General features: G+C 30.4%; 26 protein-coding genes. 15 read left to right on the top strand and 11 right to left on the bottom strand.

Annotated elements, in window-relative coordinates:
• Positions 1 to 15 precede the first annotated feature (15 nt).
• The 3 genes from BTO06_RS14830 to BTO06_RS14820 are packed head-to-tail and all read left to right on the top strand — an operon-like array spanning position 16 to position 2,345.
• Positions 16 to 912 carry a hypothetical protein gene (locus tag BTO06_RS14830; RefSeq protein WP_100926052.1) on the top strand — a complete coding sequence of 299 codons (897 nt, stop codon included), beginning with the start codon at positions 16 to 18 and terminating at the stop codon, positions 910 to 912.
• A 19-nt stretch (positions 913 to 931) separates the two neighbouring features.
• Complete coding sequence (locus BTO06_RS14825) at positions 932 to 1,324, top strand: DUF6165 family protein (protein ID WP_100926051.1); 393 nt, start codon at positions 932 to 934, stop codon at positions 1,322 to 1,324.
• Positions 1,308 to 2,345: a DUF3089 domain-containing protein gene (locus tag BTO06_RS14820; protein WP_100926050.1), complete on the top strand. Its 1,038-nt coding sequence runs from the start codon at positions 1,308 to 1,310 to the stop codon at positions 2,343 to 2,345. The genes BTO06_RS14825 and BTO06_RS14820 overlap by 17 nt, the downstream gene beginning before the upstream one ends.
• Here BTO06_RS14820 and BTO06_RS14815 read toward each other — a convergent pair.
• Entirely contained in the window at positions 2,342 to 3,226 is an 885-nt protein-coding gene (locus BTO06_RS14815; RefSeq protein ID WP_100926049.1) for a Brp/Blh family beta-carotene 15,15'-dioxygenase, read from the bottom strand. The two genes, BTO06_RS14820 and BTO06_RS14815, sit on opposite strands and share 4 nt — an antisense overlap.
• A 91-nt stretch (positions 3,227 to 3,317) precedes the next feature.
• Between BTO06_RS14815 and BTO06_RS14810 the strand changes: the two genes are divergently transcribed.
• Together BTO06_RS14810 and BTO06_RS14805 are read left to right on the top strand one after the other, a co-directional pair.
• Positions 3,318 to 4,052 carry a bacteriorhodopsin-like gene (locus tag BTO06_RS14810; RefSeq protein WP_100926048.1) on the top strand — a complete coding sequence of 245 codons (735 nt, stop codon included), beginning with the start codon at positions 3,318 to 3,320 and terminating at the stop codon, positions 4,050 to 4,052.
• 98 nt (positions 4,053 to 4,150) lie between these two features.
• Positions 4,151 to 4,627, top strand: coding sequence for a DUF4252 domain-containing protein (locus tag BTO06_RS14805; protein WP_100926047.1), 477 nt, complete (start codon positions 4,151 to 4,153; stop codon positions 4,625 to 4,627).
• On the opposite strand, the gene BTO06_RS14800 is transcribed toward BTO06_RS14805, so the two are convergent.
• Positions 4,624 to 4,971, bottom strand: a complete 348-nt coding sequence (locus tag BTO06_RS14800; protein ID WP_100926046.1) for an arsenate reductase family protein — start codon at positions 4,969 to 4,971, stop codon at positions 4,624 to 4,626. The two genes, BTO06_RS14805 and BTO06_RS14800, sit on opposite strands and share 4 nt — an antisense overlap.
• A 41-nt stretch (positions 4,972 to 5,012) precedes the next feature.
• Here BTO06_RS14800 and BTO06_RS14795 point away from each other — a divergent pair, with 41 nt between their 5' ends.
• Both BTO06_RS14795 and BTO06_RS14790 read left to right on the top strand, forming a co-directional pair.
• A complete protein-coding gene (locus BTO06_RS14795) occupies positions 5,013 to 5,468 on the top strand; it encodes a DinB family protein (protein ID WP_100926045.1) in 456 nt (151 codons plus the stop codon).
• Between the two features lie 23 nt (positions 5,469 to 5,491).
• The gene (locus BTO06_RS14790) at positions 5,492 to 6,640 is read left to right on the top strand and encodes a cystathionine gamma-synthase (protein ID WP_100926044.1); all 1,149 of its coding nucleotides are present in this window, start codon (positions 5,492 to 5,494) and stop codon (positions 6,638 to 6,640) included.
• An 88-nt stretch (positions 6,641 to 6,728) separates the two neighbouring features.
• Here BTO06_RS14790 and BTO06_RS14785 read toward each other — a convergent pair whose 3' ends face one another.
• Together BTO06_RS14785 and BTO06_RS14780 are read right to left on the bottom strand one after the other, a co-directional pair.
• Positions 6,729 to 6,938: a helix-turn-helix domain-containing protein gene (locus BTO06_RS14785; RefSeq protein WP_100926043.1), complete on the bottom strand. Its 210-nt coding sequence runs from the start codon at positions 6,936 to 6,938 to the stop codon at positions 6,729 to 6,731.
• 3 nt (positions 6,939 to 6,941) lie between these two features.
• Entirely contained in the window at positions 6,942 to 7,595 is a 654-nt protein-coding gene (locus tag BTO06_RS14780) for a DUF2975 domain-containing protein (RefSeq protein ID WP_157811881.1), read from the bottom strand.
• A 335-nt stretch (positions 7,596 to 7,930) separates the two neighbouring features.
• On the opposite strand from BTO06_RS14780, the gene BTO06_RS14775 reads away from it, so the two are divergent.
• Positions 7,931 to 8,524 (top strand): TetR/AcrR family transcriptional regulator, encoded by a 594-nt coding sequence (locus BTO06_RS14775; protein ID WP_100926041.1) that lies wholly within the window; start codon positions 7,931 to 7,933, stop codon positions 8,522 to 8,524.
• A gap of 334 nt (positions 8,525 to 8,858) precedes the next feature.
• On the opposite strand, the gene BTO06_RS14770 is transcribed toward BTO06_RS14775, so the two are convergent.
• Entirely contained in the window at positions 8,859 to 9,467 is a 609-nt protein-coding gene (locus BTO06_RS14770; RefSeq protein ID WP_100926040.1) for a superoxide dismutase, read from the bottom strand.
• A gap of 134 nt (positions 9,468 to 9,601) precedes the next feature.
• Positions 9,602 to 10,609, bottom strand: coding sequence for a class 1 fructose-bisphosphatase (gene fbp / locus BTO06_RS14765; RefSeq protein ID WP_100926039.1), 1,008 nt, complete (start codon positions 10,607 to 10,609; stop codon positions 9,602 to 9,604).
• A gap of 187 nt (positions 10,610 to 10,796) precedes the next feature.
• On the opposite strand from fbp, the gene BTO06_RS14760 reads away from it, so the two are divergent.
• Genes BTO06_RS14760 through BTO06_RS14750 form a run of 3 tightly spaced genes read left to right on the top strand, consistent with a single transcriptional unit; the run spans position 10,797 to position 14,384 of the window.
• The gene (locus BTO06_RS14760) at positions 10,797 to 11,282 is read left to right on the top strand and encodes a GNAT family N-acetyltransferase (protein ID WP_100926038.1); all 486 of its coding nucleotides are present in this window, start codon (positions 10,797 to 10,799) and stop codon (positions 11,280 to 11,282) included.
• Positions 11,269 to 12,525 (top strand): aspartate kinase, encoded by a 1,257-nt coding sequence (locus BTO06_RS14755; protein ID WP_100926037.1) that lies wholly within the window; start codon positions 11,269 to 11,271, stop codon positions 12,523 to 12,525. The genes BTO06_RS14760 and BTO06_RS14755 overlap by 14 nt, the downstream gene beginning before the upstream one ends.
• Positions 12,526 to 12,572: 47 nt before the next feature.
• Positions 12,573 to 14,384: a GNAT family N-acyltransferase gene (locus BTO06_RS14750; protein WP_100926036.1), complete on the top strand. Its 1,812-nt coding sequence runs from the start codon at positions 12,573 to 12,575 to the stop codon at positions 14,382 to 14,384.
• A gap of 132 nt (positions 14,385 to 14,516) precedes the next feature.
• On the opposite strand, the gene BTO06_RS14745 is transcribed toward BTO06_RS14750, so the two are convergent.
• Both BTO06_RS14745 and yiaA read right to left on the bottom strand, forming a co-directional pair.
• Positions 14,517 to 15,059, bottom strand: coding sequence for a hypothetical protein (locus BTO06_RS14745; protein ID WP_100926035.1), 543 nt, complete (start codon positions 15,057 to 15,059; stop codon positions 14,517 to 14,519).
• Positions 15,060 to 15,164: 105 nt separating this feature from the next.
• The gene (yiaA, locus tag BTO06_RS14740) at positions 15,165 to 15,653 is read right to left on the bottom strand and encodes an inner membrane protein YiaA (protein ID WP_100926034.1); all 489 of its coding nucleotides are present in this window, start codon (positions 15,651 to 15,653) and stop codon (positions 15,165 to 15,167) included.
• Between the two features lie 154 nt (positions 15,654 to 15,807).
• Here yiaA and BTO06_RS14735 point away from each other — a divergent pair, with 154 nt between their 5' ends.
• A complete protein-coding gene (locus tag BTO06_RS14735) occupies positions 15,808 to 17,340 on the top strand; it encodes a hypothetical protein (RefSeq protein ID WP_157811880.1) in 1,533 nt (510 codons plus the stop codon).
• Between the two features lie 406 nt (positions 17,341 to 17,746).
• Here the strand turns inward: BTO06_RS14735 and BTO06_RS14730 are convergent, their stop codons facing one another.
• The 3 genes from BTO06_RS14730 to panB are packed head-to-tail and all read right to left on the bottom strand — an operon-like array spanning position 17,747 to position 20,195.
• Entirely contained in the window at positions 17,747 to 18,685 is a 939-nt protein-coding gene (locus BTO06_RS14730; protein ID WP_100926032.1) for a 2-hydroxyacid dehydrogenase, read from the bottom strand.
• Entirely contained in the window at positions 18,685 to 19,356 is a 672-nt protein-coding gene (locus tag BTO06_RS14725; RefSeq protein WP_157811879.1) for a hypothetical protein, read from the bottom strand. Before BTO06_RS14725 ends, BTO06_RS14730 begins: the two co-directional genes overlap by 1 nt.
• Positions 19,357 to 19,376: 20 nt before the next feature.
• A complete protein-coding gene (panB, locus tag BTO06_RS14720) occupies positions 19,377 to 20,195 on the bottom strand; it encodes a 3-methyl-2-oxobutanoate hydroxymethyltransferase (protein ID WP_100926030.1) in 819 nt (272 codons plus the stop codon).
• A 343-nt stretch (positions 20,196 to 20,538) separates the two neighbouring features.
• Here panB and BTO06_RS14715 point away from each other — a divergent pair, with 343 nt between their 5' ends.
• The 3 genes from BTO06_RS14715 to BTO06_RS14705 are packed head-to-tail and all read left to right on the top strand — an operon-like array spanning position 20,539 to position 21,574.
• A complete protein-coding gene (locus BTO06_RS14715) occupies positions 20,539 to 20,742 on the top strand; it encodes a hypothetical protein (RefSeq protein ID WP_100926029.1) in 204 nt (67 codons plus the stop codon).
• Entirely contained in the window at positions 20,735 to 21,307 is a 573-nt protein-coding gene (locus BTO06_RS14710) for a sigma-70 family RNA polymerase sigma factor (protein ID WP_100926028.1), read from the top strand. Before BTO06_RS14715 ends, BTO06_RS14710 begins: the two co-directional genes overlap by 8 nt.
• 3 nt (positions 21,308 to 21,310) lie before the next feature.
• Complete coding sequence (locus tag BTO06_RS14705) at positions 21,311 to 21,574, top strand: hypothetical protein (RefSeq protein WP_100926027.1); 264 nt, start codon at positions 21,311 to 21,313, stop codon at positions 21,572 to 21,574.
• Positions 21,575 to 21,632: the final 58 nt, after the last annotated feature.

Here is a 21,632-nt window from a genome sequence, read left to right as displayed (position 1 = left end):
ACCTACAAAGAACTTATGCACAAAAAATTAGCTTCTGATTTAACTAGTTTAGCACACAGTATCTTACAAATGAAAAATAAGGAAGATGTAGTGGCGTTAAAGGAGAAGGCCTGTGAAGTTTACGAAAAATTAGCTCTTTTAGCGTTTGTAGAAGAATATATTAATACAACTCCTAATGCAGAAGAAACGAAAGAAGAGTTAATTCAGAAAATTGAAAAAGCTGCTGAAGTAAAAGAGGAGAATATAGAAAAGGTAATAATTGAAAAAGTTGAAGAGATAAAAGAAGAAGCTCCAGTAGAAGACGTTCAAAAAGATGTTTTGGAATTAGTTGAAAATAATTTCGAAAATGTTGATAAAGTAGCAGCAACAGAAGATAATTTCGAAGAGCCAGAAATGGTTGTGGTTAGAAAGTTAGAAGATGTTGAAAAACCAATCGAAGAAGGTGTAGAAACGGAAACAAAGCCTTCTGTAATTGTTGAAGAAATTGTAGAGCAGCCTTTTGAAGAGTTAGAAAATTTATTATTCGGTGAACCAGAACCAGACAAGGAAGATCCGGAAATAAATAAAGCTACTAAGGAAGTTCAACCAACTTTAGAGGAGGAGTTACAAGACACCTTGCCAGTTGATGTAATGGCTGATTTATTTCAAAAGGTTGAGCCAAAGAAAACGATAAATGATTTGTTACAGGATACAATTAAAATTGACTTAAATGATCGAATTGCCTTTGTAAATCATTTATTTGGAGGAGATCAAGCCAATTTTAACAGGGTAGTTTCTCAATTAAATACTTTTAAAACAGAAAGAGAAGCAAAGAATTTCATTAGTAAAATGGTTAAACCAGATTACGATTGGAGCGATAAGCAAGGATATGAAATACGTTTATTAGAAATTATTGAACGTCGTTTCGCATAAATTGATTTAAGAATAATACATGAAGATTGAAGTATCAAACGGAGAGATAATTGACAAATACACGATTTTAGAAATAAAACGTGTTGAAATAAAAGATGAAAAGAAACTTGTAAATGTGCAGCATGAATACGATGTTTTAACGCCTATTGTAAAAAGTATTTATGATGAGGTTTCTGATGAATCAAAACTAAAAGAATTACACAACGATTTATTAACCATCAATAAGAAATTATGGAAGATAGAAGATGATATTCGTGAGTGTGAACGTAATAAAGCTTTCGGACAAACATTTGTAGATTTAGCTCGTGCGGTTTATTTTACTAATGATGAAAGATCGGTGGTGAAGAAAGATATTAATACACTTACCGGCTCAGATTTGGTAGAAGAAAAATCGTATGAAGATTATAAATAAACTAATATCACCAAAATTATTATTTATTGTATGTACAGTTGTAATGTTTTACAATTGTAAATCTACTTACAAAACACAGGAGTTTTTACGAGAAAACATTCCGCCAAAACCAGATTACACAAAAGAAGCATCTTGGGCGGTTTTACCCGGAAAATATACAGATAGCTTTAAGAAGTATGCATCCAATAAAATTGATACTTTAAAAGCAGATGTTTTTTATGTATATCCAACTTTAATCACTGATAAATCAGATACGCGTTGGAATGCTCCAATTGCTGATAAGAAGCAAAATGAAAAGGTATTAAACAAGGCCGTTTTAATGCAAGCTTCAGCGTTTGCGACCTGTGGGAAAGTTTATGTTCCATATTACAGACAGGCACATTTACGTTCCTATACATTATTTAATAAGGGAGGGAAAGAATCTCAGGAATTAGCTTACAGCGATGTAAGAAATGCTTTTAAAGTTTATTTGGAAAAATATAATAATGGTAGACCGATCATAATGGTTGGTCACAGCCAAGGGACAACTCATACTTCTAGATTATTAGAAGAATTTTTTGATGAAAAACCACTTCAAAAGCAACTGATAGCAGCTTATATTCCAGGAATTAGAATTAAATCTGATACTTATAATTCTATTCAGGCTATGAATGTTGCCAACGAAACAGGAGGTTTCGTTTCATGGAATACTTATAAGAAAAATAAGTATCCTAAAAAAGATAAGAATCGTTACAAGGGAAGTTTAACTACAAATCCAATTACTTGGGACTATAGCAAAAAAACAAACCTAAATCAGCATAAAGGTTTTTTGTATACAAATGGAAAAATATACAAAAAAGCACTTACTATTGAAATTACAGATGGGTTAGTTTGGAGTACAAATCCAAAATTTCCATTTCGCTTTTTCATGTCGTTCTTAAAAAATTATCATGCGGGTGATATTAATTTATTTTGGCAAGATATTCGTGAAAATGCTGAATTAAGAACTAATACTTATTTACTTAAGAATAAAGGTAACTAATAATCTTTATCAAGTCGAGAGATAATCCAAACATGAGGAAAAGTAATACAGGCCAAAAGAATGAATAATATTGGTGTGAATAGATTTTCGTTGTTGTTGAATAGGAAATAAATTACAACTAGACCAACAATGGAAATTACCCAGTATAAAAATGAAGATTTTAAATATTCTTTAAAACTGGATGCCTTATGATTTCCGTAAAGATACTTCACCTGTCTTATTAATGACGGAATACTGTGCCAGAAAACGAAGTAAATTGCAAATGACCAAATTAAAGAGGCAGTTTTAAAAATCACATAAAGTATCAATAAATAGAATGTTTCCTCTAATATCTCAACTAATTTAATTTCTTTCGTCTTAAGTTTTACTAAAAAGAACAAAAACAAAAAAGTGATTGAACCAATTAAAAATATTGTAAAATAATGAGAAGGAACTACTTTGTTTGTTATTTCTTGGATAATTTCAATAACAGCATTTTGATTACAGAGAAAAATGATTGAAAAAATTAGTAAACCGTGAATAGTGTACAGTATAGGTGAAGTTTTTAACGATTTATTAATTTTTGATGATAAATGCTCTTCTCCAAAATGATAACTACTTAAAACTACGAATAGGGTTAATGCAGTAATTGGAAAAAAATAGAAAAGACCTCCAGTAATTCCAACAAATAAAATATAAGCTGAAATTATCTTGGTAAATACAGATTTATTGAAATTGATATACTTTCGTTCTATTAATCTAAGGTCATTTGCTCCATGAATAATACCAAAAGAAAGAATTAAAATGTATGCCAAAAAACTTTCTACCTCGATGCTGAAATACACCGAAATCCAAAGCGAAAAAAAGGTGGCTACAATTATAAAACTTTTGTAATCAATCATTAAAAAAAAATTTGCTTAATATTTCTGATATAAAGTTAAACATTTTAGTTTAATATTTTGTAAATTTGATTAAACAAATAATTTTTACAAAATGAACTCATTTTTTACATTTATTAGCACCCCTGAGATCGCTACGGACGATTACGTCGGATTTACATTTTTCGTTGGTTGTATGGCCATGATGGCAGCATCAGTATTCTTTTTCTTTTCTATGAATAATTATGATAGAAAATGGAGAACTTCCATCTTGGTCTCTGGTTTAATTACATTTATTGCCGCAGTGCATTATTGGTACATGAGAGATTATTGGTACACAAATGGAAGTTCACCTACGTTCTTCAGATATGTAGATTGGATTTTGACTGTTCCTTTAATGTGTGTTGAATTCTATTTAATCCTGAAAGTAGCAGGTGCAAAAAAGGATTTAATGTGGAAACTGATTGGATTATCAGTTATCATGTTAGTAACAGGATACTTCGGTGAAGCGGTTTATAGAGATCAAGCGTGGTTATGGGGGTTAATCTCAGGTATAGCTTATTTCGTTATTGTTTACGAAATCTGGCTTGGTTCGGCTAAAAAGTTGGCTGAAAAAGTAGGTGGAGCTGTACTTTCTGCGCATAAAATGTTATGCTGGTTTGTGTTAGTCGGTTGGGCAATTTACCCAATTGGTTACATGGCAGGAACTCCAGGTTGGTACGATAGTATATTTGGAGGATTAGCAATGGATGTTATTTACAACATTGGAGATGCAATTAACAAGATTGGTTTTGGATTAGTGGTTTTTAATCTAGCAGTTAATGCATCAGAAACTTCAGTAGCCAACTAAGTTGGTTTATTGGTTATTTAATCAAAAGTCTCGCTTCGGCGAGACTTTTTTTGTAACAATTTTTTGCATGTATCGTCTTCATTACAAAACCAAGTATTATGAAACAAACATTTACGGGATTACTATTATTATTTACAGTAACCATTACAGCTCAGAAAACTAGTTTCAGTAATTTTTATCAAGATCATCAAGATGAAGCTCAGTTTTCAATGAGTGTTCCAACATCATTAGCGAATTTAATATCTGATGAAGGTGAAAGTGAAGAGATTGATTTGTTAGTAAAAAAAGCAGAACATTGTAAAATTACAGTGTATAGTAACAAATCAAATGTTATTGAAAAAAGTTTCCGAAAGTTCGCCAAATCACAAGGGTTGACAACGCTAGTGAAAGTCAAAAATGGTAAAGATAAAGCCGCAATTTACTTTAAAGAGAAGAATGATCTAATTCGTGAGATTATCATTAAAGCAAATAGTGATGAAAACAAATTAATTATGGTAGGACTTAAAGTAAAGCTCACCAAAGATGAACTTGCTGAAATCGTTTCAGGATTGAAAGATGAAAAAGCTTCTCGTTAGAGAAGCTTTTCTTTTAGTTGCTCGATTGTTTTTTTACTATTTCCAACGAATATTTCATCATTAACTACAAATACTGGACGTTTTAAAAATGTGTATTCATTTAATATATATTGTTTGTAGTCTTCTTCTTCTAAGTTCTGGTTTTTTAAGTCCATTTCTCTGTACAACTTTGCACGTTTATTAAATAAACTTTCGTAGCTTTTTGTATAGCTATGTAGCTCTTCAAGTTGATTTTCAGATACAGGAAATTGCTTTATTTCTTGTTTTTCAAAACCATCTAGAGTTACTTCTTTTAAAATTCTTCTACAGGTATCACAAGTTTGTAAAAAATAGACTTTCTTCATGTTAAATAAGTATCTTTATCATTTCCAAAAATAAACAGAAAATGGATACACAATTCGATATTTTAAAAAAATCAAGAGAACTAGTTTTAAAAAGAATTGAGGGATTAACTCATGAACAATTGCACGAAATTCCTGAAGGTTTTAATAATAACATCGTATGGAATGTAGCTCATTTAGTTGTTACACAACAATTATTACATTATAAATTATCAGGATTACAATGTTTAGTGCCAGATGAGTTAATTGAAAAATATAGAAAAGGAACCGTTCCTTCTGAAGAAATGAGTAAAGAAGAGTTCGAAGAGGTAAAAGAATTGTTGGCTGGTTTACCTGACACATTAGTTGAAGATTATAAAGAAGGTATTTTTAAAGAATATACAGAGTATCCAACAAGTACGGGATTTGTATTGACATCTATAGATACTGCAATTGATTTTAATAACTTACATGAAGGAATGCATTTAGGAACTATTATGGCATTAACTAAGTTGGTGTAATTAATTTCTATAAAAATTAAAGTATGAAGTTTAGTACAAAAGTTATACATGGAGGTCAAAAACCAGAAGAAGCAACAGGTTCTGTTATGCCACCTATTTTCCAAACTTCTACTTATGCCCAATCTAGTCCTGGTGTAAATAAAGGATATGCATATTCAAGATCGTCAAACCCAACAAGAACAGCACTAGAAAAAGGATTAGCCTCCATTGAAAATGGAACTCATGGTTTTGCATTTGCTTCAGGATTGGCTGCGATTGATTGTGTTTTAAGATTGTTAAAACCAGGAGATGAAGTTATAGCAGGTGACGATTTGTATGGAGGAACTTACCGCATGTTTACGAGATTATTTGAAAAGTATAATTTACATTTCAAGTATGTAAACATGGATGAAGTTAAGAATGTGTCTAATGCGATTAGTTCGAAAACGAAACTTGTTTGGATTGAAACTCCTACAAATCCGTTGATGAAAATTGCAGACATAGAGGAAATCACAAAGGCAATAAATTTAGCAAAACCAGAAGTGCTAGTCGCAGTAGATAATACCTTTGCTACTCCTTATATTCAACAACCATTGGATTCAGGAGTAGATATCGTAATGCATTCGGCTACAAAATATATTGGTGGTCATTCGGATTTGGTAATGGGTGCATTAATGGTGAATGATGAAGATTTAGCTAAAGAAATTCATTTTATACAGTTTGCGGCAGGTGCAATTGCAGGTCCAATGGATTCTTTTCTTGCATTAAGAGGAATGAAAACTTTAGATGTAAGAATGCAGCGTCATTGTGAAAATGGAAAAGCAGTTGCCGAGTTTTTAGATAGTCATCCAAATGTTGAAGATGTGTATTATCCAGGATTTGAGAATCATCCGAATTATTCAGTAGCAAAAAAGCAAATGAAAGATTTTGGAGGAATGGTTTCTTTTAAGCTAAAATCGAATAGTAAAAAAGATACTTTTAGGTTTTTAGAAAATCTAAAACTTTTCACACTTGCTGAGTCTTTAGGAGGAGTGGAAAGTTTGGCCAATCATCCTGTTACTATGACACATGGATCAATTCCAGAAGAAGATCGCTTAAAAATAGGGATAACCGATTCTCTTGTTCGATTAAGTGTAGGAATTGAAAATATTGACGATCTATTAAATGATTTAGAGCAAGCATTAAGAATATAAAAAAACTCCTGTGAGGAGTTTTTCTGTTTATCGACTATCCAAGAGTTTTTCATAGCTTTTTACCCACTTGTCGATACGTTTCTATAATTTATTCTTCGGCTTGATATTCTAAAATATCGCTAGGTTGACAGTCTAAAGCTTTGCAAATGGCTTCCAATGTTGAAAAACGAATGGCTTTAGCTTTTCCAGATTTTAAAATAGAAAGATTCGCACTTGTAATACCAATAATTTTTGCTAAATCTTTGCTCTTCATTTTGCGCTTAGCAAGCATAACATCTAAGTTTACTATAATTGCCATAATTTAAATTGTTAATTCGTTTTCAGTTTGTAATTCATTTCCTTTGTTTAAAAGAATGCTTACTACAAGCAATGATAAACCTACAATGAACATTGAAAAGTTAAATTCGAGAGTTGGGTTTAAAGAGAGATTGAAAGCATTGTTATAGTTAGTTTCGGAGTTAATAGAAATGAGATCGTAGTAGCGACCTATTATAAAACTAAGAACAAGTCCTAACACTTCTATGAGTATAATTAATAGACCTATTAATTTTGTGAATCTGATGATGTTATTGTCAAAAGTTAAATTTACTTTCAAAATTGAAAATATCCCTTTTAAGAAATATAGAATAAAAATTGTTATTAGTATTCTATAGTGTTGATTTATGTATAATAATATGGATAAAAATGTGTATTCAGATGTAACGAGAATATTTAATTTTTCAGGTAAAATTTTATTAGAGAATTTTAAAGGTTGATTTCCAGAAGAATCGGTAATTTCGAGACTACACCCCGTTCTTATTTTTTTTGTGTGATTGGTGATGATTTCTTTTACATGATTTTCTTTTATGTTATTGAAGTTGTTGAATTGTTCTTTAAGAGGTTTATTGTCCAATACTGTTATGCTACCTTTATTACTAATATAATTGTAGCCATATTGTCTTAAACTTAAATTCAATTGAACTGGAATTACATATCCTTTCGGTATTTATATTTTTGAATATTTGCTTGTCTTAATTTCTGAATTCTTAAAAAAAAGGCTCAAAGTCGTGTTAAATGTTAACCAAGCGATTAAAAACCAAAAAGATATGGATGTAATTAGGTGTAAAATTGACGAAAGTTTGTTTTTTTTATTCATTTTTTAAGTTTTTTATTCTTGGGTAAATATATAAAATTTATTGAATAACAATAATAAATATATTTTTAAAAATAATAAAATACCCTTTTTCAATTATTTTAATAAAATTGAATAAAAAATATACCAAACGGTATATTTTTATATATTTGTCAAACATGTTGAAATCGGAGAGGACGAGATTATATATTTTAGAAACGGTTGCACCATTATTAAACAAGAAAGGATACTCAGGAATGAGTTTATCTGGAATTACAAAAGCAACAGGATTAACGAAGGGAGCTATTTATGGACATTTCGGTAGTAAAGAAGAATTGGCAATAGAGGCATTTCGTTATTGTATACGTACGGTTCTTAAAGATTTAAATACACATGTAGCAAGGGGAAACACAGCGTTAGATAGATTAGTGAACGTTTCGAATTTTTACAAGAATTATTATAGTTACAGTAAAAAATTCGGTGGCTGTCCAATTTTAAATATTGGAGTAGATTCCGAATATCAAGAAACATCAATTTCAAACTTAGTTAGATCGTACAATGAACGAATATTAGATAAGTTCACAAAATTGATTGATGCGGCAAAAGAATCTAATCAAATAATTAAAGAAGTAAACAGTAAAGTGTATGCGAAAAGGTTTGCGTATATGATAGAAGGAGCAGTTTACATGTCCCACGTAATGAAAGATGGAAGTTATCTTGAAGATTTGGCTGAAGTAATGAAAGCAATGATAACAAATGAATTAAGAGTTTAAACTTTTGATTACAATATATCAATTGGTACAAAAAATATAGTTAATGAATTTAATAGTAGAAATAATCCCAAAAGAAACAGAGTTCGGATTCTTCATTTTAACGTTGAGTTCGCTTATGTATTTTAATTTGTTACTATCGTCTTCTGTGAAGAATTTATTGAAGACACATTCGCTTTTTGCCTTTTTGAAAAGAAATGTTACTTGAAATATAACAAACAACAAACTTTAAATGAAAGGGTCTAAAAAGTTTTGCACTTTCAAAAAAAATTAAAGCGAAAAAAAGCACCCAAAATGGGTGCTTTTTGTTTATGGTAATAGAAAATTACTAAACTAATTACTTAGCTTCAGCATATCTTCTTTCAACTTCATTCCAGTTGATTACTTTAAAGAAAGCATCAATATAATCTGGTCTTCTGTTTTGATAATTTAGATAATATGCATGTTCCCATACGTCCAATCCTAAGATTGGAGTTCCACCGCAAGTAACACCTGGCATTAACGGGTTATCTTGGTTTGGAGTAGAACATACTTCAACTTTACCTCCTTTATGCACACATAACCATGCCCATCCAGAACCAAATTGAGTAGCTGCAGCCTTAGAGAAAGCATCAATAAAAGCTTCTTTTGAACCAAATTCAGCCTCGATAGCATCTTTTAACTCACCTGATAAATATCCTCTGTCTTCTGGATTCATTACTGTCCAAAATAAAGAGTGATTGTAGAAACCACCTCCGTTATTACGAACACCAGCGTTGTTCATATCTAAGTTTGTTAAAATATCTTCAATTGACTTTCCGTCTAAATCTGTTCCTTCGATGGCAGCATTTAATTTTGTAGTGTATCCATTATGATGCTTAGAATGGTGGATTTCCATTGTTCTTGCATCTATATTTGGTTCTAACGCATCATAAGCGTATCCTAATTCTGGTAATTCAAAAGCCATAATTTTTGTTTATTTGATTACTGATTTATATATACAAAGTTACTGCAAAAAAATAGGACTAACAATTTGTAGTGCTATTAGATTTCTTATTCGTTTATAAGATTTTTATATGATCTATTTAACGTTTCAAATCTCTAAGAATATTCTTTCATAAATTCTTCAGCTTTCTCTACCATATTTTTACTTCCACAGAAAAAAGGAATTCTCTGATGTAACTCAGTAGGCTGCACATCCATAATTCTATTAAAACCATCACTTGCCTTCCCTTTTGCTTGCTCCGCGAGGAATGCCATAGGGTTACATTCATACAATAAACGTAATTTTCCATTTGAGTTTTTAGAGCTTTTTGGGTACATGTAAATTCCTCCTTTAATCATATTTCTATGAAAATCTGAAACCAATGATCCTATATACCTACTTGTATATGGTCTGTCTCCTTCCTCCTCTTGGCAATATTTAATATATTTTTTAACCCCGATTGGAAAATGGATATAGTTTCCTTCATTTACAGAATAAATTTTTCCATCCACTGGGAATTCCATATTAGGATGAGATAAATAGAATGTTCCAATTGCTGGATTTAACGTAAAACCGTTTACTCCATCTCCAGTAGTGTAGACCAACATGGTTGATGTTCCGTAAACTACATATCCTGCCGCAACTTGCTCACTACCTTTTTGTAAAAAATCTTCTTTGCTTACAGGAGTTCCTACAGGAGTTACTCTTCTGTAAATTGAGAAAATAGTTCCTACAGAAACGTTTACATCAATATTTGAAGAACCATCTAACGGATCAATCAATACAACGTATTTATTTTGGTGGTTTTCATCTTGGCTATTAACTACAATAAAATCATCTTCCTCTTCGCTGGCAATACCACAAACTATATTTCTATTGGTTAAAGTTTGAATAAATTTGTCATTAGCATAAACATCTAATTTCTGTTGATCTTCACCTTGAATATTGGTTTCACCAGCAGCTCCAATGATATCAACTAAGCCTGCTTTATTTACTTCATGATTAACAACCTTAGCCGCTAAACGAATCGAATTAATCAATCTTGAAAGTTCTCCTGAAGTATATTTGAAAGAAGCCTGGTTTTCTATAATAAATTCACCAAGCGTTTGATTTTTTTTTGCCATAGAACGATTTAGAATATTTAGTCTTTGCAAAGATGCCAACTTTTTGTTGAACGACAACGATTTAGTAGGGTAATTTTTTCTAGAATAAATTTTGATAAAAAATCAACAAAACATAATGATGTGTTGTAATTTGTAATTTTTTTTAACCAAGTATGATAAAAAGTATTTTTGCATAAATTTTTGAAAAATGAGTTTTACAATTCGACAAGGAAACAAAAATGACGTTAAAGCAATTTTAGATTTAATTGTTGAGTTGGCCGTTTTTGAGAAAGAACCAAATGCTGTTGAAATTAGTACGAAAGATTTAATCAGAGATGGGTTTTCAGAAAACCCTAAGTTTAAAACTTTTGTAGCCGAGGAAACAGACGGAACTATTATTGGGATGGCCTTGTTCTATGAAAGATATTCTACATGGAAAGGCAAGGCACTTCATTTAGAAGATTTAATGGTTACGGAATCTAAAAGAGGAATTGGCGCAGGGAAAGAATTGTACGGAGCAGTATTAAAATACGCGTATGATAACAATTACAATCGAGTTGCTTGGGAAGTATTAGATTGGAACACAAATGCTATCAATTTCTATGAAAATACAGGAGCTAAGGTTTTAAGAGATTGGGACGTTGCTCAAATGGATAAACAAAATTTAGAAAAATTTATAAATGAGAATTTTTAAGTTTGGAGGAGCATCGGTAAAAAGTCCTGATGCAGTGAGAAATTTAGCACGAGTGTTACAGCATGAAGGAATTGAAAATACACTGGTTGTTATTTCTGCTATGGGAAAAATGACTAATGCTTTCGAACGTCTGATAAAAGCGTATGTCGACGGTTCAGATGATTTAAATGAAGCATTGCAAGCAATTAAAGATTTCCATACGTTTATGATGGATGGATTGTTTGATAAAAATGATGAAATTTATAATAAAGTAACATATTTATTTGGAGAGCTTGCCGGTAGAATGGCAATCAATACATCAAAAGATTATAATTATATATATGATCAATTAGTTGGTTTTGGAGAATTACTTTCTACAACAATTGTTAGTGCATATTTAGCAAATATTGGAGTTGACAATAAATGGTTAGATGTTCGAGAATACGTAAAAACAGATAGTAATTATCGAGATGCCAAAATTAATTGGGAACTTACCGAGAAAATTATCAAAGAAAAAGTAGATACTTCTAAACTTAACATTACCCAAGGTTTCTTAGGAAATAATGGAGAATATACCACAACATTAGGTAGAGAAGGTTCTGATTATACGGCAGGAATTTTTGCATATTGTTTAAATGCTGATAGTGTTACTATTTGGAAAGATGTTCAGGGAGTTTTAAATGCAGATCCAAGAGTTTTTGAAGATACGGAGTTGTTAAGAAATATCTCATACACAGAGGCGATAGAAATGGCATTTTATGGAGCTTCTGTAATTCACCCAAAAACAATTCAACCGTTAGAACAAAAACAAATTCCTTTATCTGTTCGTTCATTTGAAGATTTAAATCTTGAAGGAACTGCGGTTACAGGAAGTGCAAAAGGAATTGAGCCTGAAATACCATGTTATATTGTAAAGAAAAATCAAACGTTGGTTTCTGTTTCAGCCAAAGATTTTTCATTCATGGTTGAGGATAATATAAGTGCAGTTTTCAAAAAATTACACGATTATAAATTGAAAGTAAACTTGATTCAAAACTCAGCAATTAGCTTTTCTGTGTGTATTGAAGATAAATTTAATAACTTCGATAAGTTTTATAATGATCTAAAATCTTCCTTTAACATGAAGTCATATAAAGACGTTACTTTATATACAGTAAGACATTTTAATGACCAAGCGATTGAGAGTATAAAAAGTAAAGGAAGGGCAATTATAAGACAGATTAATACAGAAACAGCCCAGTTAGTTATTCAAGAAAAAACCTAAGACAAACAATTTTCTTATATATTTGCGGTTTACGTTAACACCAAACTATGGGTTTAGTTACATCTAAAGAAGTTGCAAAGGTTATAAAAGTTGATAAACTAGGTATTATAGGAACGTTTATTGGTTGGTTACTAATGAAAGTTTCAAGGATATCGAGAGTAAATAAAGTTTATAACAAGTATAAACATCTTAACGATTTACCATTTTTAAAAGGACTTTTAGGTGAGTTTCAAATTGAGTTTGAAATTCCAGAAGAAGATTTTAAACGTATCCCTAAAGAGGGGCCATTTATTACCATTTCTAATCACCCATTAGGAGGAATAGATGGTATTTTGCTTTTAAGATTATTAGTAGAGCATCGTCCAGATTATAAGATTATAGCGAATTTTTTATTGCATAGAGCAGATCCATTAAAGCCTTATGTAATGCCAGTGAATCCTTTTGAAAATCACAAAGATGCTAAATCTAGTGTTGCAGGAATAAAAAATTCTTTATTACATCTAAGAGAAGGAAAACCATTAGGTATTTTTCCGGCTGGTGAAGTATCAACATATAAAGACGGAAAGTTAATGGTTGATAAAGAATGGGAAGAAGGAGCTGTTAAGTTGATTAAAAAAGCTAAGGTTCCTGTAATTCCTATTTACTTTCACGCTAAGAATAGTAGATTATTTTATATTTTATCAAAAATTAGCGATACGTTACGTACAGCTAAATTACCATCAGAATTACTTTCACAAAAGAATAGAGTTATTAAGGTTAGAATAGGAAAACCTATCTCTGTAAAAGATCAAGATAACTATAAAGAAATTCCAGCATTTTACGAGTTTTTACGTAAGAAAACGTACATGTTGGCAAATCCTTTTGAGAAGAATCAGAAATTAATTTCAACTCAAAAGTTAAAGATCCCCAAGAAAGCGAAAAAGATTACCTCACAGAGAAATCCTGAGTTATTTGTTAAAGAAATTGATGGATTAAGAGACCACGGAAAACGAATGCTGGAAAGTAAAAATTACGAAGTTTTTTTTACTGATGCAAAAGATATTCCAAATATCCTTCATGAAATTGGAAGACTTCGTGAGATTACATTCAGAGAAGTTGGAGAAGGTACTAATAATTCTATAGATTTAGATAAGTTTGATAAATATTATCATCATTTATTATTGTGGGATAATAATACGAATCAAGTAGTAGGAGCTTACCGCATGGGATTGGGAAAAGATATCTATAAGAGATACGGAATAAATGGTTTCTATGTTCAATCATTATTTAAAATTGAACCAGAACTTCATCCTATGATGGAGAAAACTATTGAAATGGGTAGAGCCTTTATTGTAAAACAATATCAGCAAAAACCAATGCCTCTGTTTTTACTTTGGAAAGGAATTGTTCACGTAACATTACGTTATCCTATATATAAGTATTTAATGGGTGGTGTAAGTATTAGTAATCAGTTTTCGGAGTTTTCAAAATCATTAATGATCGAGTTTATGAAATCGCATTACTATGATCCTTATGTTGCTCAATATATCCATCCAAAGAAAGAGTTTAAAGTTAAGCTTAAAGATGGTGATAAGGACTTTGTATTTGATGCTACCCAATCAGATATGAATAAATTTGATAAAGTAATTGATGAAATTGAACCAGGAGCGCTAAGAATTCCCGTATTAATTAAAAAGTACGTAAAGCAAAATGCTCGATTGGTAGCTTTTAATGTTGATCCCAAATTTAATAACGCAATTGATGGCTTAATGTATATAAAAGTATCTGATCTTCCAGAGAGTACCGTTAAGCCTGTTTTGGAAGAATTTCAGACTGAATTGGAACAGAAAGCACAAGAGAATTTACACAAGGAAAAATAACACAACATATAATAATATTGAATCTATTAAAAATAGTTTAAAAAATATATTATGTGCTTATATTGTTTGTATAGTTGAGCAGGTAAATAAGTTTATTTAAAGCCTATCATTAAAACGATAGGCTTAGTGTTTTTATTTTTTTCCAAAAAGGCGCTGAAAAAAGCCTCTTGCTTTTCCTTTTACCTCCTTTAATTCTTCAGCAGCTTCTTCTGCTAAGTCTACTGCTTTTTCGGCAGCTTCACTTAAAGCTTCTTTTGTTTCTTCGGCAAATTCATTTGCTTTTGCTTTAATTTTTTGAGCTTCTTCACTAGCTAATACCTCTTTTACTTTTTCTTTTGTATCGTTATATGCATCTTTCGCATCATCTGCTAGATCGGCAAGTTTTTCTCCAGCTTCTCCAGCAAATTCAGAAATCTTTTCTTCTGCAACTTTAGCATATTCACCTGCTTTATTCGCTGCTTCTTTAAAAGCTTCTTTTGCTTCTCCCGCCATTTCAGTTGCTTTATCAGCAGCTTCATTAAATGCATCTTTCGCAGATTTACCAGCCTCTTCAGCATCTCCAGTAGTTTCGTTTGCTATTTCTTCCGCGTTTTCTTCAGCTTCATTCACTGTGTTTTCTACATTTTCATTAGCGTCCTTAGCATGATCTTCTAAATTGTTGTTTTCTTCAGACATTTTTTTTGATTTAAAGTTAGTTACTTCTCAAATTTATAAAATAAAAAAGAAACCTAACAATCTCATATTGTTAGGCTTTGATCAACTATTAAGCTAATCGAATTATCAAAACAAATCCTTATCCTTCTGATTTCTCTCGATATAAGCAATATCTCTAGTGTTCTTTTGAACAGTAATAGCAGCATATATACTTAACATGAATGATATTCCGTAAAATCCTTTTTCACTTAATTCTAAATCAGCATTCCATAATCCTATAATTAGTAGCACAATAGAAATAACAGTTGTTGCCCAACTAATGCTATAATACATTTTAGTTACTTCAATACCTTCAAGTTTATCTCGAACTGCTTTTTGAACAGAAATAACCGAGAATAACCCGAATAATAAAATGGTAAAATAGTATCCTTTTTCATTTAATAACATATCAGCATTCCATAAACCGATACAAAAAGCAATTGTTCCCACGAACAAACTAGCCCATGACGCTCCAACAAATGCAGGAGTTGGTTTTTGGTCATAAATGGTGTTTTTTCTCATTTTTTCCTTTTTGTTTGTAGCTTCTTTATTTGAAACTGTTGTTTGATAATCCATAATAATTTATTTTAAATAATTACACTTCAAAGATGCTGTGATCTCAGTTCTTATGAAAAACAATTTTTATTTAAAACTGATGATATATAATTTTTTTAATTAAGTTTATCATTATTAAATACTAATAATAAACTCTAAAAACTTACGATATAAAATGAGTTTAAAATTATTGATTTCCTCTTTTTCTTCAGAAGAAGCCAATCGATTTATTGGTTTTTTGAATAAAAAGAATAAAAGGTCCGATGTTAAAAATATTGAGTTATTCAAGTATTTGTATACCGATGAGTTTTCTTCAGAGCAGATTTGTAGGCGATTGTATTCAAATGGAAAGAAAGATGCCTATCATGCATTAAGAAAAAGGTTGTATGAGTCTTTAATTGAGTTTTTAGCTGCAGTAAATTTAGAAGAAGAAAATTCGGAAAAGGTAGCCGTGATTAAATATATATTGGTAGCACGTTCCTTTTTGCAACAGCAACAATTTGTTTTAGGGTATAAATTGCTGGCGAAAGCATCAAAAATTGCGAAGGAATATCAACTCTATCCATACCTCAATGAAATTTACCACTTAAGAATTCAATTTGCACATGCCAATAATAAAGAAGATTTAAATCAATTAATTGAGTCGTATAACTTCTACAGAAAACAGGCTCGGCTAGAAGAAGAACTAAATATCGTATATGCTAAAGTAAGAGCCATATTATATCAAATTACAACTAAAGGTGAGATAATTAATTTTCAAAAAATCGTTGTACGAATTCTACAGGAACAAGATATAGATATTAATGAGTTCTTATCCTTTAAATCCTTATATCAATTGTTAATGATTGCAAGTATCTCTGCATTTGTATCGAAAGATTATTTGCAAATCGAGTCATTTATGTTAGAAATGTATGAGGTATTAAAAGAACATCCAAATAAAGATAGAGAACGTTTTTTTCATATCCATGTATTATATATGATTGCTAATACACTTTTTAGAACAAAACAATTTGGAAAATCGATGCAATTTTTAGAATTAATGGACAATGAAATTCTAAAGAACAAAAAAAAGTACGAACGTATTTTTAGACTAAAATATGAGTTACTCTACACCTTAAATCTAAATTACACCAACAATCAAAATAAAGCGATTGAAAGGCTTGAAACGATCATGAAAAAGAAACATTTAGATATGGTTGGAGCTTTAGATTTACATTTGTGTTTAGTCGTGTTTTATTTTCAAAAGGAAGAGCTAAAGACGTCATACAGTTTATTATCGAAATTATATCATACAGATAATTGGTATTTAGAAAAAGTAGGGAAAGAATGGGTAATCAAAAAAAGTTTGATTGAAATTTTATTGCTTGTAGAACTTGATAAGTTTGACCTGTTTGAAAATAGAATTACAAGGTTTAAACGTCAATACGGATCTTATATTAAGGAGGTAGGTCAGGAACGAGTTTTGATTTTCTTGAAATATGTAGAACAGTACTATGATAATCCGAAGTCTGTAACATCTGAAATTTTTCTAGATGCCGTTGAGAATTCTTTTGATTGGATTGGTGCGAAACAAGAAGATATTTTTGTGATGAGTTTCTATGCTTGGTTAAAAAGTAAAATGATCAAAAAACCAATTTATGAGGTTACTTTAGATTTAATAACTCAGGCTGCAGACTTTAAGAGAAATAGTATAAATTCATGTTCGTAATGCTATTGTTATAAAAAATATTTCACATTACTGCCAGAGAACTATATTCATCTTTAAATTTAACAATAGTTTCCAATTTGTTTTCTAATAATAATCAGATTTCTTTATTTTTAAATCTTTCATCCTATTATTACATTAATTTTTTGCAGGATTCTTTCAGTTTGTTTCTTCTTTATTCACCAATATCACTGAAATTAATTGGAGTTAAACTTCAAATTTATATTTACTTGTGAAATTAGTATGTTAGGAAAAATAGTTATTTTTCAATTGAACAAGTTGTTCTGAATATCTAATTTTTTTACTTACTTATTCTTGGTTTGTTTCTTATAAGTTCATTACAGATTTACCTTTTGAGTAAGGGTTAAAAAATGAAATAATTTTCTAATATTTAATGATTAGAGATAAACTAACAGAATTTCTTCTTGACTTTGTCAACAATTGTTTGTGCTAGTTTTTCTTTACTTTCTATAGTCCATCCTGCTACATGAGGCGATAGTAAAACATTTTCTGAGTTGATTAAATATTGAAAAGCTTCAGGCATCTCTGAATCTGTAAAAAGATTTTCAAACGATTTTTTCTCGTATTCTAAAACATCTAAACCTGCGCCTAAAATTTTTCCAGATTCAATAGCAGCAACTAAGTCTTTTGTGATAACAGATTTTCCTCTTGCCGTATTGATTAACCAAAATGGTTTTTTAAAGTCATTAATAAATGATTCGTTAACCATATTCATGGTTAATTCTGTTTGTGGAGTATGAAGACTCAATACTTCAGATTTTTCTTGAAGTTCTTCCAATGAAACTTGCTTGCAATTTTGGTCTCCAACATTTGATTTTATATCGTAACACAGAACCTCAACATCAAAACCTCTAAGTTTTTTAGCAAAGGCTTTTCCCATATTTCCATAACCGATTAACCCAACTGTTTTGCCGTCTAGTTCAATTCCACGATTATTTTCTCGTAACCATTTTCCTTGTCGAACTTCTTTATCCGCTTTATTCAATTTGTTGAATAAAGAAAGTAACATTCCTAAAGCATGTTCACCAACTGCATTTCTATTCCCTTCAGGAGCCGAAACTAATTCAATGTTTTTTTGTTGTGCATAATCACAATCAATATTTTCGAGTCCAGCACCAACACGGCCAATAAATTTTAGATTTGTTGCTTTATCCAAAAATTGTTGATCAATTGTAAATCTACTTCTGATTACAATTCCATCGTATTTATGGATTTTTGCTTCTATTTCATCTTTTAACGAAGTATAGTCTTCGTGATTTGTAAAACCTAAATCTTCGAATTGATTAATTAATAAAGGATGATTAGTATCGAGATGAAGAACTTTCATTATTCAGCTATGAATTTAACAACAATTGCTTTGCTTTGGTTAGTGAAAAAGGATTTTGAGCTACTTTTATTCATATTGGTATTGATATAAAAGTCCATTATATTAAAGCTTAAATTATCAATTTCTTTTACTTCTTTTACTTCTTGAACTTTTCCTAATTTCAAATCTGACAGCTCAGCAATCATTAAAGCTTTATTCTTTGCTTTTTGCAAAAGCTTTTTAAACAATCTCTTTTCTGAGTCTTTATCATCTTTAAAAAATGTTTCTTCTAGAGAAATATTCACATCCTCAAAATCTTTAAAAAGGTTATATGTCCTTTGAAGTTCTTGTTTATTTTTTATTGTTATAATAAAAGCTTTATCTGAAAAGTTATAAGAGTTTACTAAAGAGTTATAGTTTACAGGTTTTCTGTAAATATATTTTCCCTTTTTAAGAATATCCTCAATTTTCTCTTTTAGTTCATTTTTTTTCTCATTTATTCGTTCCTTTTTAGTCTTTGATCCAGTTTGAACAAAGTTCACTTCGTTTGTAGTATTTAAAATTTCTAAAGAGTATTCATACTTTAGAACTTTAGATCGAATAGTATCTTTTACTTCTACCTCAATAAAACCGTTTTGTGCATAACACAAAGATGAAAGGAATAAGATTCCAAAAAAAACACTCTTTTTCATTTTAACTATAAACACAGTTTTTAATACTGTTCTTTCTCATTTGGAAAATCAACGTTTTTTACATCAGTAATATACTGTTTGAAAGCATTGGTCATTTCACTATGTAAGTCTAAATATCTACGTAAAAAACGTGGATTAAATTCATGAGTCATACCCAACATATCATGCATTACTAAAACCTGTCCATCAACACCGCTTCCGGCACCAATTCCAATAACAGGAATAGAAATGCTTTCAGCAACTTCTTGAGCTAATTTAGCAGGAACTTTTTCTAAAACTAAAGCAAAACAGCCTAATTGTTCTAATAATTTAGCATCTTCTTTTAGTTTTATAGCTTCTTCCTCTTCTTTCGCTCTTACCGTGTATGTTCCGAATTTATAGATAGATTGCGGAGTTAAACCTAAATGTCCCATTACAGGAATTCCAGCGGTTAAAATTCTAGAAATAGATTGCTCAATTTCTGCTCCACCTTCAAGTTTTACAGCATGTCCGCCAGATTCTTTCATAATACGAATTGCAGAATCTAAAGCTTGTTTTGAATTTCCTTGGTAAGTTCCGAAAGGTAAATCAACAACAACTAAACAACGATCAATAGCTCTTACAACCGAACTTGCATGATAAATCATTTGATCTAATGTAATTGGTAACGTGGTTTCGTGTCCAGCCATTACATTCGAGGCAGAATCACCAACTAGAATAACATCAATTCCAGCATCATCAACAATTTTAGCCATCGTATAATCATAGGCAGTTAACATTGAAATTTTTTCATTGTTACTTTTCATCTCTACCAATGACTTTACAGTAACTTTTTTGTATTCTTTTTTTGCTACAGACATCTGTTATTTTTTAGTTTGCGTAAAAATAGACAAAATACAGGAAACAGGTTAATATATTGTTTATTTGAAGGGAATGTGAGTCTTTTTTATAGCTTTACATAAAACTTGAAACTATAAGATTTTTCATAATCTTTATTTTCTCAATAATTTTGAGTACAAAAATGAATCCTCAAGACACCTCGGAAAAAGCAGTGATTAAAGAAGTTAGTTGAATGTTTTTTGAAGGATTACGCACTGGGAATTCGTCAAATGTAAGTAACATTACAAAGGAACATTAAAATTCAAACAGCTTTTATGAGTAAAGAAGAAAGATGTTTATTTCCAAAAATTATTTTCAGACGATATGAAAATTGACGGAAATTTAGCTTCTGTTTGGACTCCTCATGAATTTTATGATGATATTAATTTTAGTCATTGTGGAGCAAATTCATTTCAGATGTTTAATATTAGTGGTAAATGGATAATTATTTTTATTGTTGACATGGGAAAGAGAGTAGGTTGTAAGTTAGGACAAGAAAAAAATAATGTATCTTTAGAGCGTGAGTGAAACTAGTAAAAACCAATTTTTAAGCCCTGAAAATTGGGTAGATAACTATTCTGATTATCTATTTAATTATGCAGTTATTAGAGTAAATAGTTCTGATATTGCGAAGGATTTGGTCCAGGAAACTTTCTTTGCAGGCTTAAGATCAGCGAAGAATTTCGAAGGGAAATCAACTGAAAGGACCTGGCTAATTTCTATTTTGAAACGTAAAATAATTGATTACTACAGAAAAATTAACTCTAAAAAAGGACAGTCGGAAGTTCGAATGAGTTTTTATGAAGATGGCGAAAAGGAAGGTAATTGGATTGAAGAACGTGTACCCCAGTCATGGAATAGCCAAACTGAGAAGGAAATAGAAAACGAAGAATTAAAAAAACAAATTGATGATTGTATTGATCATCTTCCAGAAAAATATGCAATGGTTTTCAGAATGAAAACGATTCAAGAGTTTGAAACTGAAGAAATTTGTAAGGAGTTAGATATATCTCCGTCAAACCTTTGGGTGATTATCCATAGAGCAAGAGTGCAATTAAGAAGTTGCATGGAAAAAAATTGGTTCAATAAGTAAGAAATGTTTAAATTTTTAAAAATTACCTGTCAAGAAGCAAATGAGATTTGTAATAAATCTCAATACAACGAGGCTACTCTCTTGGAGAAAGTAAAACTAAACATTCATATAATTTTTTGTAAGTTTTGCGCAAAGTATTCTAAGCAGAATGCTAAGCTAACGAACATATTTAAATCAAAAGCAATTGATTGTAAGAAAAATGTTCATCGTATGAAAGAAGAAGATAAAGAATTATTAAAAGAGAAACTAAGAGAAATGACAAGCTAATTTTTTATTAGAAGAACGTTTATTGATTTTTGATGATATTGAATGGTATTTACTTTAT

Source organism: Tenacibaculum sp. SZ-18, assembly GCF_002813915.1.
Classification (GTDB): Bacteria; Bacteroidota; Bacteroidia; order Flavobacteriales; family Flavobacteriaceae; genus Polaribacter.
The sequence above is the reverse complement of the archived record's forward strand: the minus strand, read 5'-3'. Positions and strand labels throughout refer to the sequence as shown.